The sequence below is a fragment of the Methylobacterium sp. NMS14P genome (genome assembly GCF_028583545.1).
In the GTDB taxonomy this organism is placed as follows: Bacteria; Pseudomonadota; Alphaproteobacteria; order Rhizobiales; family Beijerinckiaceae; genus Methylobacterium.
Genome location: NZ_CP087106.1, coordinates 81,856 through 93,768 on the forward strand (window position 1 = coordinate 81,856; position 11,913 = coordinate 93,768).

At 72.5% G+C, this 11,913-nt stretch carries 11 protein-coding genes; 9 read left to right on the top strand and 2 right to left on the bottom strand.

Going from position 1 to position 11,913, the window contains the following annotated elements:
* Positions 1–159 precede the first annotated feature (159 nt).
* From LOK46_RS00385 to LOK46_RS00400, 4 genes are all read left to right on the top strand, one after another.
* A complete protein-coding gene (locus LOK46_RS00385; protein WP_056521942.1) occupies positions 160–576 on the top strand; it encodes a MarR family winged helix-turn-helix transcriptional regulator in 417 nt (138 codons plus the stop codon).
* Between the two features lie 29 nt (positions 577–605).
* Positions 606–1,892, top strand: coding sequence for an MFS transporter (locus LOK46_RS00390; RefSeq protein WP_273561964.1), 1,287 nt, complete (start codon positions 606–608; stop codon positions 1,890–1,892).
* Between the two features lie 192 nt (positions 1,893–2,084).
* Positions 2,085–3,251, top strand: a complete 1,167-nt coding sequence (locus LOK46_RS00395; RefSeq protein WP_273564721.1) for a multidrug effflux MFS transporter — start codon at positions 2,085–2,087, stop codon at positions 3,249–3,251.
* Positions 3,252–3,325: 74 nt separating this feature from the next.
* Positions 3,326–3,853: a DoxX family protein gene (locus tag LOK46_RS00400; protein WP_273561965.1), complete on the top strand. Its 528-nt coding sequence runs from the start codon at positions 3,326–3,328 to the stop codon at positions 3,851–3,853.
* Here the strand turns inward: LOK46_RS00400 and LOK46_RS00405 are convergent, their stop codons facing one another.
* Positions 3,854–5,302, bottom strand: a complete 1,449-nt coding sequence (locus LOK46_RS00405) for an MFS transporter (protein ID WP_273561966.1) — start codon at positions 5,300–5,302, stop codon at positions 3,854–3,856.
* A 207-nt stretch (positions 5,303–5,509) separates the two neighbouring features.
* Between LOK46_RS00405 and LOK46_RS00410 the strand changes: the two genes are divergently transcribed.
* From LOK46_RS00410 to panE, 3 genes are all read left to right on the top strand, one after another.
* Positions 5,510–6,400: a DUF3313 domain-containing protein gene (locus tag LOK46_RS00410; RefSeq protein WP_273561967.1), complete on the top strand. Its 891-nt coding sequence runs from the start codon at positions 5,510–5,512 to the stop codon at positions 6,398–6,400.
* A 217-nt stretch (positions 6,401–6,617) separates the two neighbouring features.
* The gene (gene guaB / locus LOK46_RS00415; RefSeq protein ID WP_273561968.1) at positions 6,618–8,111 is read left to right on the top strand and encodes an IMP dehydrogenase; all 1,494 of its coding nucleotides are present in this window, start codon (positions 6,618–6,620) and stop codon (positions 8,109–8,111) included.
* 7 nt (positions 8,112–8,118) lie between these two features.
* The gene (gene panE / locus LOK46_RS00420; protein WP_273561969.1) at positions 8,119–9,063 is read left to right on the top strand and encodes a 2-dehydropantoate 2-reductase; all 945 of its coding nucleotides are present in this window, start codon (positions 8,119–8,121) and stop codon (positions 9,061–9,063) included.
* Between the two features lie 21 nt (positions 9,064–9,084).
* Here the strand turns inward: panE and LOK46_RS00425 are convergent, their stop codons facing one another.
* A complete protein-coding gene (locus tag LOK46_RS00425) occupies positions 9,085–9,258 on the bottom strand; it encodes a hypothetical protein (RefSeq protein ID WP_165923052.1) in 174 nt (57 codons plus the stop codon).
* Positions 9,259–9,413: 155 nt separating this feature from the next.
* On the opposite strand from LOK46_RS00425, the gene LOK46_RS00430 reads away from it, so the two are divergent.
* Positions 9,414–10,784: an RsmB/NOP family class I SAM-dependent RNA methyltransferase gene (locus tag LOK46_RS00430; protein ID WP_273561970.1), complete on the top strand. Its 1,371-nt coding sequence runs from the start codon at positions 9,414–9,416 to the stop codon at positions 10,782–10,784.
* A gap of 112 nt (positions 10,785–10,896) precedes the next feature.
* Positions 10,897–11,910, top strand: coding sequence for an alpha/beta hydrolase (locus LOK46_RS00435; RefSeq protein ID WP_273561971.1), 1,014 nt, complete (start codon positions 10,897–10,899; stop codon positions 11,908–11,910).
* Positions 11,911–11,913 lie beyond the last annotated feature (3 nt).

Sequence of the window (11,913 nt, forward strand, 5' to 3'; positions counted from 1 at the left end):
CGCGCTTCTCCCGAACCGGGTCACTCGCCCAAGCGATAGCAGCGTGACCGGCCGTGTCGATGACGGCGCCCGCCCGTTTCCGGGCCAACGGGTGTCGATCGCCGCGAACCGTCAGCTTCGGCTTGCGGGGACCGCGATACGTGCATATACACCTATGCCATGAGCGCCCCGTCGCCCGAGCCGTGCACCTGCTCCGCCCTGCGTCGCGCTACGCGCGCGCTGACGGCGAGCTACGACGCCGCCCTGAAGCCGACCGGGCTCCGGGTGACGCAGTTCGCGATCCTGCGCCATCTCGACCGGCTCGGGCCGGTCCCGGTCTCGCGCCTGGCCGCTGAGGCGGCGCTGGAGCGGACCACGATGGGCCGCAACCTCGACCCGCTCAAGCGCCGCGGACTCGTCTCGGTCACACCCGGCGCGGTGGATCCGCGCGAGCGCCGCGTGTCCCTGACCGCCTCGGGCCGCGAGGCCCTCGCGGCTGCGACGCCCTACTGGCGCGAGGCGCAGAGCCGCATCAACGCCCGGGTCGATCCCGCGACCGTCTCCGCGGTCGCGGAGGCCCTGATCTCCGCCGCCTGACCGATCCGCCCCGCTTCCGGAGCCCGTCCATGACCGCCCTGACAGAGACGCGCCCCGGCTCGCGCCTGCACTACGCCTGGATCGTCGTCGCGGTGACCTTCCTGGTCCTGCTCGTCGGGGCCGGGGTCCGGGCGACCCCGAGCGTGCTGATCGTCCCCTGGGAGCGGGAATTCGGCTGGACCGCGGCCACGATCAGCGTCGGCATCGCGCTTAACATCTTCCTGTACGGGATGATCGGTCCGTTCGCGGTGGCGATCATCGAGCGGTTCGGCCTGCGGCGCTCGGTCTGCGGCGCGCTGCTGATCCTGGCGATCGGCACCGCCGCCACGAGCCTGATGACCGCGCCCTGGCAGATGGTCCTGCTCTGGGGCCTCGTCGTCGGATCCGGATCCGGGATGGTGGCCAACGTGCTGGGCGCCACCGTGGCGGGACGCTGGTTCGCCAAGCGCCGGGGGCTTGTGCTCGGCCTGCTGACGGCGAGCAGCGCCACGGGTCAGCTCGTCTTCCTGCCGATGCTGGCCTCGCTCGCGGTCGGGCAGGGCTGGCGCTCCGTCTCCCTCGTGGTCGCCGCCGCGACCCTGGCGCTGATCCCGCTGGCCGCGCTGTTCCTGCGCGACCGGCCGGCGGATGTCGGCCTGCCGCGCTACGGCGAGGACGCGGTGACGCCGACGCCGGTTCTGACCGAGAACCCGGCCGTGCGGGCGCTCCGTGGGCTGCGCATCGGCCTGCGCTCCCGGGACTTCTGGCTGCTCGCCGGGACGTTCTTCATCTGCGGCGCCTCGACCAACGGGCTGATCGGCACCCACCTGATCCCCGCCTGCATCGATCACGGCATCGCCGAGGTCACGGCCGCCGGCCTGCTGGCGCTGATGGGGATCTGCGACCTGATCGGCACCACGGCGTCGGGCTGGCTGACCGACCGGTTCGACTCGCGCAAGCTTCTCGCCTGGTACTACGGCCTGCGCGGCCTCTCGCTGATCTTCCTGCCCTACTCGTTCGACTACAGCTTCTACGGCCTGTCGCTGTTCGCGGTGTTCTACGGCCTCGACTGGATCGCCACGGTGCCACCCACGGTCCAGCTCGCGGGCAAATCCTTCGGGGAGGAGAACGCCGCGCTGATGTTCGGGTGGATCGCGGCCGCGCACCAGATCGGCGCGGCGTCCGCGGCGTGGCTCGCCGGCATGGTCCGGACCGAGAGCGGCACCTATCTCGGCGCCTTCGTGTCGGCCGGCCTGCTCTGCCTGGTCGCAGCCCTGATGGCGGCCTTCGTGGGCCGCAAGCCCGGGGAGCCGGCCCTGCGCCCGCTGCCGGCCTGAACTGCGCGTCACGGTCGGGGTTGTCACAACTGCGCCGCGAAGGACGGGCCCTGATCGGCCCGTCCCAGAGCATCCCGAGAACCCGCCGTGACCATCGCGATTCGGCCCGTCCCGCCGGTCCAGGACGTCCGCGCCCCGCGACCCTGGTCGGGGCCGGGCTTCGCCGAGTTCGTCGCCATCATCGCCCTGATGATGGCGGTGACGGCGATCTCCATCGACAACCTGCTGCCGGCGTTTCCGGCCATCGAGGCGCGGTTCGCCGTGGCCGATCCCAACCGGCTGCAGCTCCTCGTCTACGTCTACATGATCGGCTTCGGCTTCGCGCAGATCGTCTACGGGCCGATCTCCGACGCGATCGGCCGCCGCCCGGTGCTGCTGGCGAGCCTCGCCATCTACGTGGTCGGCTGCGGCCTCGCCATGGTGGCGCCGAGCTTCGGCTGGCTGCTCGCCGCGCGGATCATCCAGGGCATCGGCGCCGCCGGCGGGCGGGTGCTGTCGGTGGCGATCGTGCGCGACCGGTTCGCTGGCCGCGAGATGGCGAGCGTGATGTCGCTCACCATGATGGTGTTCCTGATCGTCCCGATGATCGCGCCGGCGATCGGCGGCATGATGCTGGCGCTGGGCTCCTGGGTCTACGTCTTCGTCTCGATGCTGGTCCTCGCCTTCTGGCTGACGCTCTGGTTCTCCCTGCGGATGCCCGAGACCCTGCATCCGGAATATCGCCGACCGCTCTCGCCGGCGGCGACCTGGCAGGCGATCCGCTTGACGCTGAAGACCCGCGTCGCCGTCGGCTACGCCACCGCGCTCGGGCTGATGACCGGTTGCATCATGGGCTACGTCGGCTCGGCCCAGCAGGTCTTCGATACCGGCCTGTACCACCTCGGACCGCTCTTCCCGCTGGCCTTCGGACTTGTGGCGGGCGCCATGGGCGCGGCGACGCTGATCAACGCCCGCGTGGTCCGGCGGCTCGGGATGCGGGCGATGTCGCACAGCGGCGTCATCGCCTTCACGCTCGTCGGCCTCGCGCAGGTCGGCGTCGGGCTAGCCTATCACGGCCACCCGCCGCTGGCCCTGTTCCTGTCGATCCTCGCGGTGAACCAGTTCCTGATCAGCTTCGCGATGCCGAACTTCAACGCCCTCGCGCTGGAGCCCCTCGGCGCCATCGCCGGCACGGCCTCGTCGTTCCTGGGCTTCTACACGACGATCCTGGGCGCGTTCTGCGGCTTCCTGATCGGCCAGTCCTTCGACGGCACGGTGCTCCCCGTGGCGATCGGCTACGCGAGTCTCGGCGCCCTGTCGCTCCTCGTCGTCGCCTGGACCGAGCGCGGCCGGCTCTTCCGCGGCGGCGTCGGCGGTTGAGGCGGCGTCCTTAACGGGGTCTTCAGCGGAAAGTTGCAACACTGCTGTCCTGATCCACCCGACCGGACACGCCGATGCTCGCCCGCGCCCAGGACGGAACCCTCCTCGTCGCGCGCCTGCTGCTCGCCGCCGCGCTCCTGCCCACCGGGATCGCCCGGGCGCTCAACGTGTCGGGGTTCGCGCTGACGCTCGCGGGGGCCGGGATGCCGTTTCCCAACGGCGTCGCCACCGCCGCCGTCGTCGTGCAGGTCTTCGGACCGCTCGCCCTGATCCTGGGCGTGCTGCCGGGGCTCACCGGGCTGGCACTCGCGCTCTTCGCCGGCGGGATGGCCTTCGTGCTCCACCCGTTCTGGTACTATGTGGGGCCCGCCGCGGTCGCCGAGCGCACGCTGATGCTGGCCGATCTCGGCCTCGCGGGCGGATTCCTCATGTACGCCCTGAGCGGTCCGGGCGCCCTCAGCTGGCAGGGCTGGCGCACCGGCGCGCGCGCACCGGCGCCGAGCGCGAAGCCCGCCGCCGCGAAGGCCTCCGGGAAGGGCAACGCGCCGCGGAGCGCCGGCAAGCGCGCCGCCGGCCGTGCACCCGCCCGGGCCGCGGCCTGATCAGCCGTGCCGCGGCCGCATCTCCGCAGTCGAGGACGGCGCTGCCGCGACCATCTTCCGCCCGGAAATCTCAGCGCCGGCATCCGGCGACAGATTCCGGAAGGCCAGCGCCGAGGCCGCCGAGATCACCGCGACGGCGAAGAAGGCCGGCCCGAAATCGGCGGCCTGGATCTCCGTCCGACCGTGGAACCCGGCGGTCCCCTCCAGCGCCAGCGCACCCAGCGTGACGCCGAGGCTCAGCGACAGCTGCTGGCAGACGCTGGCGAAGCTCGTGGCCGCGCTCATCTCCTTCGACTCGAGATCGGCGTACGCGATGGCGTTGACGCAGGTGAACTGGATCGAGCGCGAGCAGCCGCCGACGAACAGCAGGATCACCATGATCCAGTGCGGTGTCTGCGCGGTGTAGAACCCGTTGACCGCCAGGAAGGCGGAGGCAAGGACCGCGTTCCAGACCATCAGGGCCCGGAAGCCGGTGCGGCGCAGGATCCGCGGACCCAGGGTCTTCACGACCATCGCGCCGGCCGCCGCCGCGAAGGTGATCAGGCCGGACTGCAGCGCGTCGAGCCCGAAGCCGACCTGGAGCATCAGCGGCAGCAAGAACGGGATCGCCCCGGTGCCGATCCGGAACAGGCTGCCGCCGAGCACCGCGACCCGGAAGGTCGGCCGCCGCATCAGGTCGAGCCGGACGATCGGGTAGGGCACCCGCCGGGCATGCGCCCAGTAGAGGGGCAGGAGCACCGCGCCCGCGGCGAGGCAGCCCCACGAGACGGCTGCCGGCAGCAGGTGTCGGCCGAGGGAGGCGAGGCCGAGCATCAGGGCGGCGAGGCCGGTCCCGAGCAGCACGAAGCCGAGGAGATCGAGGGGCGGGCGCTCCGGCTCGCGCACATCCTCGAAGTACAGGCTCGCCAGGACGATCCCCGCGCAGCCGATCGGCAGGTTGATGAAGAAGATCCAGCGCCAGTCGAACCACGTGGTGATCAGGCCGCCGACCGGCGGACCCATCACCGGACCGACGAGGGCCGGGAAGGTCAGGTAGGCGAGCGCCGTGACGAGCTGCGATTTCGGCACGCTGCGCAGCACCACGAGCCGCCCGACCGGCACCATCATGGCGCCGCCCATGCCCTGGAGGAACCGCGCGGCGACGAACCACGCGAGCCCGTTCGCGGCCGCGCAGGCGAGCGAGCCCGCCATGAAGACCACGAGGGCCGCCCGGAACACGGTCCGCGACCCGTACCGATCCGCCATCCATCCGCTCACCGGGATGAAGATCGCCAGGCTGACCAGATAGGAGGTCAGCGCGAGCTTGAGGGCGATCGGGTCCTCGTGGAGGCTCGCCGCGATGCTGGGGAGCGCCGTGGCGATCACCGTGGAATCGGTGTTCTCCATGAACAGCGCGGTGGCGACCGTCAGGGGGACGATCCAGAGCGGTCTTTGAGTGGTCGCAGGCATCACACAGCAGACGCATGTCGCGCCGCCGCGGTTGCACGGCAGCGCGGCCACCTCGCACCCTCGTGTTTCGCGAATGTATCCATCGTGCAACAGAGGTTGAGCCGCGGTGCGGAGCCACCTTTTTCGCGGGTGCTGCAATGGCTAAGTTTCCATCACGCGTCCGTGAGGCCGCTCCAGCCGGCCCGGGGCCGGCGCGCGAGGATTTCGATGCAGCCCAGCCCCAGCAAGGTCCGCTCCGTGGCGCGGATCGCCGCCGGCGTCGCCCTTCTCTCGATGGTCGCCGCCTGCGGCACCGTCCTGCTCAACGATCGCGGCTCGCTGACGCGCTACGACCGGCTGAAGTCCAGCGATCAGGTCGCCTCGGCCTCGCGGATCTACGTCGACCGGCCGGCCCTGGCGAAGGCCCGCACCGTGCGTATCATTCCGACGGCGTTCCACGCCGACGTGTCCGGCGCCGCCCCGCTGACCGCGGCCGAGCGGCGGCTCATCGCCAACGCCGCCGACCGGGCGCTGTGCTACGACCTGTCGCTGAAGTACGACATCGTCACGAGCCGCGACGCCGACCTGACCGTGCGGGCGCAGGTGACCCGCGTCGATCCGACCGATCTCCTCGGGGCCGGCGCGACCATCGCGGGCTCGGCGGGCGTGACCGTCGCGTCGCAGCTCGGCCTGAGCTTCGCGGAGGGCGTCGGGCGCGTGCCGATCCCGCGCGTGCCGATCGGGCTCGGGAGCCTGACGGTCGAGGCCGAGGCGCTGGACCGGCGCCGGGAGCAGCGGGCCGCCATCGTCTGGGGCGGAGCGGCCAACTCCTTCACCAGCCAGCCGCGCTTCTCCCGCGCCAGCGACGCCTACGACCTCGCCGGCGAGTTCGGCCAGGATTTCGGCTACATGCTGGCGACCGGCGACGACCCGTTCACGGCCCCCAACACGATCCCGACCTGGGACCGGATCCGCATCACCACCCTCGGCGAGGCGCCTTCGGACCCGGATTGCGAGGCCTTCGGCCGCGCTCCGGGCATCGACGGCATGCTGGGCGACTATATCGGCCTGCCGCCCGAATACACCGACAAGGGCCCGACCACGCCGGCGATGCGCTGAGGCGCCCGCGGCGTCTCCGCGTCTGACCGCGGACGTCCGTTCACGGCACTGCCGCGCCCGTCGGGCGGGGGTGGATAAGCCCCGAGCCATGCGCGTTTTCGCGCTGCGACGCATCAACCGCGCATTGGCGCCTTCGCGGAGCCCGTGATACTGGCCCTTGCCAACCCGATCCCGTAGCGCGCCCCCCAGCGCGCCGCCGTACGAGGAAAGTTGGCACATGGCCCGAGTAGAAACCGCATCGATCATCGAGGGCCTGACCTTCGACGACGTGCTCCTGCGGCCCGCCGCCTCCTCGGTGATGCCGACCGAGGTCAGTGTGGCCTCGCGGCTGACCCGCACGATTCCCCTGAACCTGCCGATCCTCGCCTCGGCGATGGACACGGTTACCGAGGCGCCGATGGCCATCGCCATGGCGGCCAACGGCGGCATGGGCGTCATCCACCGCAACCTGGAGCCGCCGGAGCAGGCCGAGCAGGTCCGCCTCGTGAAGAAGTACGAGTCCGGCATGGTGATGAACCCGATCACCATCCATCCCGACGAGACCCTCGCCGACGCCTTCGAGGTGATGAAGCTCAACCGGATCTCGGGGATCCCGGTCGTCGAGCGCGGCCCCAACGGCTCGCGGGGCAAGCTCGTCGGCATCCTGACCAACCGCGACGTCCGCTTCGCGACGAACTCCAACCAGCCGGTCGCCGAGCTGATGACCCGTGACCGCCTGATCACGGTCCGCGAGGGCGTGACCCAGGACGAGGCCAAGCGCCTCCTCCACCAGTTCCGGATCGAGAAGCTGCTGGTCGTCGACGACCATTACCGCTGCATCGGCCTGATCACCGTCAAGGACATCGAGAAGCGCGTCGCCTACCCGCACGCCGTCAAGGACGAGCAGGGCCGCCTGCGCGTCGCCGCCGCGACGACCACGGGCGACAGCGGCTTCGAGCGGGCCGAGCGCCTGATCGATGCCGGCTGCGACGTGATCGTGGTCGACACCGCCCACGGCCACTCCATCAAGGTGCTCGACGCCGTCGCACGGGTGAAGCAGCTCTCGAACGCCGTTCAGGTCATCGCCGGCAACGTCGCGACGCGGGACGGCGCCAGGGCGCTGATCGATGCCGGCGCCGACGCCATCAAGGTCGGCATCGGTCCGGGCTCGATCTGCACGACCCGCATCGTGGCGGGCGTGGGCGTGCCGCAGCTCACCGCGCTGATCGAGGCCGTCGAGGCGGCCGGCGAGGCCGACATCCCGGTCATCGCCGACGGCGGCATCAAGTATTCCGGCGACCTCGCCAAGGCGATCGCGGCCGGCGCCTCGGTGGCGATGCTGGGCTCGCTGCTCGCCGGCACCGACGAGGCCCCCGGCGAGGTGTTCCTCTACCAGGGCCGCTCCTACAAGTCGTACCGCGGCATGGGCTCGGTGGGCGCGATGGCGCGCGGCTCGGCCGACCGCTACTTCCAGGCCGAGGTGAACGACACCCACAAGCTCGTGCCCGAGGGTATCGAGGGGCAGGTGCCCTACAAGGGCCCGGTGGGCAACGTCCTGCACCAGCTCGCCGGCGGCCTGCGCGCCGCCATGGGCTACGTCGGCGGTGCCACGATCCCCGAGTTCCAGGAGCGGGCGCAGTTCATCCGCATCACCAATGCCGGCCTGCGCGAGAGCCACGTCCACGACGTGACGATCACCCGCGAGAGCCCGAACTACCCGTCGCGGACCTGAGGGACCGATGCGCACGCTGATCGTCGGGGCCGGCGCGACCGGCGGCTATTACGGGGCGCGCCTCGCCGAGGCGGGCGCCGACGTGACCTTCCTGGTCCGGCCGGCGCGGGCGGCGAAGCTGGCGGCGGACGGCCTGAACGTCCGCTCGCCGCTCGGCGACCTGCACCTGCCCGATCCGCCCACCGTCACGGCCGACAAGCTGGCCGGGGCGGGGCGGTTCGACCTGATCCTGCTGTCGTGCAAGGCCTACGACCTCGACAGCGCCGTCGCGGACCTGTCGCCGGCCGTGGGTCCTGACACCGCGATCCTGCCCGTGCTCAACGGCATGTCACATCTCGACGTGCTCGACGCCCGGTTCGGTGCCGACCGCGTTCTCGGCGGTTCGTGCGCGATCGCCGCGACGCTCGCGCCGGACGGCGCGATCCGCCACATGAGCGAATTGTGCAGCATCACCTACGGCGAGCGCGACGGGTCGCGCTCGGCGCGGATCGAGGCGGTCGACGCGCTGATGCGCGGCCTCAAGTTCCAGCCGCGCCTGAGCGACGTGATCCTGCAGGAGATGTGGGAGAAGTGGGTGTTCCTGGCCACCCTCGCCGGGGCGACCACGCTGATGCGCGCCGCGGTCGGCGACATCGTGGCGGCGCCCGAGGGCACCGCGCTGATCGCCGCGCTGCACGCGGAGTGCACGAGCGTGGCCGCGGCGAGCGGCTACGAGCCGCGCGCCGTCGTGGCGGAGCGGGCGCGGGCGCAGCTGACGGCGGCCGGGTCGACCTTCACGGCCTCGATGCTGCGCGACATCGAGAGCCGGGGCCGGATCGAGGCGGACCACGTGATCGGCGACCTGATCGCCCGCGGCCAGCGGCTGGCGCCGGAGGCGCCGTTCCCGCTCCTGGCCGCGGTCTATACCGGCCTGAAGGCCTACGAGGCCCGCCGGGCGCGGGAGGCGGCCTGAGCCGCACCCCGCGCGGACGTCTCAGTAGCGGCCGGGCGGCGGCGGGGGCGGGTTGCCGTATTCCAGCTGCGTCTTGGCATCGACGCGCGGACGCGGCACCGGCGTCAGTTCCGGCTGGGCGGCGGGCGCGCTCGCGCAGGCAGCGAGTGAGGCGGTGACCAGGGCCGCGAGGGCGACGCGAACGGTGGACGTCATAAGTTGGGGCACTCCCGGGATGCGCCCGGCGAGGGACCGGTCTGGTCCGGCGCGGGCGGATGCCATACGACACGCGGCGGCCCGCACGGTGGGCCGCCCGCAGCACGGTCTGCGCCGCGAAGGTGCAGGAAGCTCGGCCGTAACGTGGCGGCATCGTGGGCCAAGCGTGGCCGTTTCACGTCGTCGTTCACCGCGTCGTTGACGCATTCCGGAGGATCCGACCCCTGACCCCCGCCGCTCGCTGCTCCGCCGCCATCGAAGTCCTGACCGATATCGCCGAGCGCCGCCGGCCGGCGGCGGATGCCCTCAAGGACTGGGGTCTCGCGCACCGCTTCGCCGGTTCGGGCGACCGCGCGGGCATCGCCAGCCTCGTCTACGACGCACTGCGGCGGCGGGCCTCGGCGGCCTGGATCATGGGCGCCGACACGCCGCGCGCCGTCCTGGTCGGGACACTGCGCCTCCAGCAGGGGCTCGCCGCCGCTTCGGTCGCGGCCCTGTTCACGGGCGAGCGCTTCGCGCCGGCCCCCCTCAGCGACGAGGAGCGCGCGCGCCTCGACGGCGGGACGCTGCAGGACGCGCCGCCGGAGGTGGCGGGCGACGCCCCGGCCTTCGTGCTGCCGGACCTCGCGGCCACGCTCGGCGACGACCTTGTTCCGGAGCTGAAGGCACTGGCGCGGCGGGCGCCCCTCGATATCCGGGTGAACGCCCTGCGCGGCGACCGCGACGCGATCCTGCCGGCGCTCGCGGCCTTCGACGCGGCGCCGACACCGCACGCGCCGTCGGGCCTGCGGGTCCCGATCGGCGCCGACGGGCGCGGTCCGGCGCTCCACGTCGAGGCGGAGTTCCTGGAGGGCTGGTACGAGATCCAGGACGAGGGATCGCAGCTCGCCGCGCTCCTCGCCGCGCCCCGCGCCGGCGAGACCATCGTCGACCTCTGCGCCGGCGGTGGCGGCAAGACACTGGCGCTCGCGGCGGAGACCGGGAACGGCGCGCGCCTGATCGCCACGGACGGTGATCCGCGCCGGCTCGCGCCGATCCACGAGCGCCTGCGCCGGTCCGGTGCGCTGGCCGAGGTGCGGACCCCGCGCAGCGGCAAGGCGCGGGCCGACGTCCTCGAGGATCTCGACGGCAAGGTCGACCGGGTCGTGGTCGACGCGCCCTGCACCGGGTCCGGCACGTGGCGCCGGAATCCCGATGCCAAGTGGCGGCTGCGGCCCGGGAGTCTCGCGCTGCGGACCGCCGAGCAGGCCCAGGTCCTCGATCGGGCGGCGCGACTCGTCAGGCCCGGCGGTCGGATCGTCTACATCACCTGCTCGCTGCTCTCGGCGGAGAACGACGCGGCCGTCTCCGGGCTCCTGTCGGGCTGGCGCGGCCGCTTCGACGTCGTCCCCGCGGACGAGGTTCTGGCAACAGGGCCGGACTCGCTCCGGGCAGCCGTGCGGACGACGGCCCACGGTATCCAGATGAGCCCGCTGCGGACCGGGACCGACGGCTTCTACGTCGCGGTCATCGCGCGAAAGGGCTGAGGCGCGCCGCGACGGAACCCGCGTCGCTTCCCGGGGCGTTGCACCCGCGCTCCCGCGGGAGCCGGGTTCGTCGAGCGGCGATCCCGCTCGCGGCCTCATCCGGGAGATATCCTTGCGCCTCGACCGCCGTTTCCTGCTCGCCGGTCTCGGGAGCGTCCTCGGGCTGCGCGGCGCCCGGGCGGAGGTGGCCGCGGAGACGGCACCGCAGCCCGCCCCGCACGAGTCGGTGCGGGCGCTGCCGCGCTCGCTGCCCGGAGCGGACCTGCAGGTGATCGAGCTGTGGCCCGGCGCCTCGCCGGGCGGCGGCGACGGGCCGAACGCGGACGGCTACCGCTACGTCGAGGGGACGTTCGGCGACATCACGCGGGTCTCGCGACCCTGTCTGCTGGTCATGCGGCCGGCCAATCCCAACGGCGCCGCGATGATCGTCGCGGCGGGCGGCGGGTACGAGTTCATCGCCATCGGCAACGAGGGCGTTCCGGTCGGCCGCGTCCTGAACGCCGCCGGCATCACGGTCTTCCTCCTCGTCTACCGCCTGCCCGCGGAGGGCTGGGGCTCGGGACCGGACGCGCCGCGGCAGGATGCACAGCGCGCGCTCCGGCTGGTCCGGTCCCGCGGCGCGGAGTTCGGCATCGATCCCGCGCGGGTCGGGGTGCTCGGGTTCTCGGCGGGCGGCCACCTGATGGGCGAGACCGCGGTCGGCAGCGCCCGGGACCTGTACGCGGGCGTCGACACCGCCGACGCCCAGCCGACCCGGCCGGCGCTTGCCGGTCTGATCTACCCCGTCATCACCATGCGCAAACCGTTCGACCGGACCGCGACCCGCCGCATCCTGGTCGGCGACGAGGTCACCCCCGACGAGATGAAGACCTACTCGGTCGACCTGCAGGTCGGGCCGGAGACGCCGCCGACCTTCCTGGTCCAGGCGATCGACGACCCGGTCGCCGTGGCCGACCATCCGCTGCTGATGTTCTCGGCGCTGCGGAAGGCGCGGGTCCCGGCCGAGCTGCACCTGTTCGAGCGCGGCGGCCACGGCTTCGGCCTCGGCGCGCCCGGGACACCGGTGGCGGCGTGGCCCGGCCTGTTCCTGGCCTGGATCCGCCTGCACGGCTTCCTGCGCGCCTGACCG

What these genes read in the sequence shown, in the direction of transcription:
- panE (WP_273561969.1), top strand. Translation starts at nt 8,119, where the DNA reads ATGCGCACGCTGATCGTCGGGGCCGGCGCGACCGGCGGCTATTACGGG.
- LOK46_RS00385 (WP_056521942.1), top strand. Translation starts at nt 160, where the DNA reads ATGAGCGCCCCGTCGCCCGAGCCGTGCACCTGCTCCGCCCTGCGTCGC.
- LOK46_RS00405 (WP_273561966.1), bottom strand. Translation starts at nt 5,302, where the DNA reads ATGCCTGCGACCACTCAAAGACCGCTCTGGATCGTCCCCCTGACGGTC.
- LOK46_RS00400 (WP_273561965.1), top strand. Translation starts at nt 3,326, where the DNA reads ATGCTCGCCCGCGCCCAGGACGGAACCCTCCTCGTCGCGCGCCTGCTG.
- LOK46_RS00410 (WP_273561967.1), top strand. Translation starts at nt 5,510, where the DNA reads ATGCAGCCCAGCCCCAGCAAGGTCCGCTCCGTGGCGCGGATCGCCGCC.
- LOK46_RS00395 (WP_273564721.1), top strand. Translation starts at nt 2,085, where the DNA reads ATGGCGGTGACGGCGATCTCCATCGACAACCTGCTGCCGGCGTTTCCG.
- guaB (WP_273561968.1), top strand. Translation starts at nt 6,618, where the DNA reads ATGGCCCGAGTAGAAACCGCATCGATCATCGAGGGCCTGACCTTCGAC.
- LOK46_RS00425 (WP_165923052.1), bottom strand. Translation starts at nt 9,258, where the DNA reads ATGACGTCCACCGTTCGCGTCGCCCTCGCGGCCCTGGTCACCGCCTCA.
- LOK46_RS00390 (WP_273561964.1), top strand. Translation starts at nt 606, where the DNA reads ATGACCGCCCTGACAGAGACGCGCCCCGGCTCGCGCCTGCACTACGCC.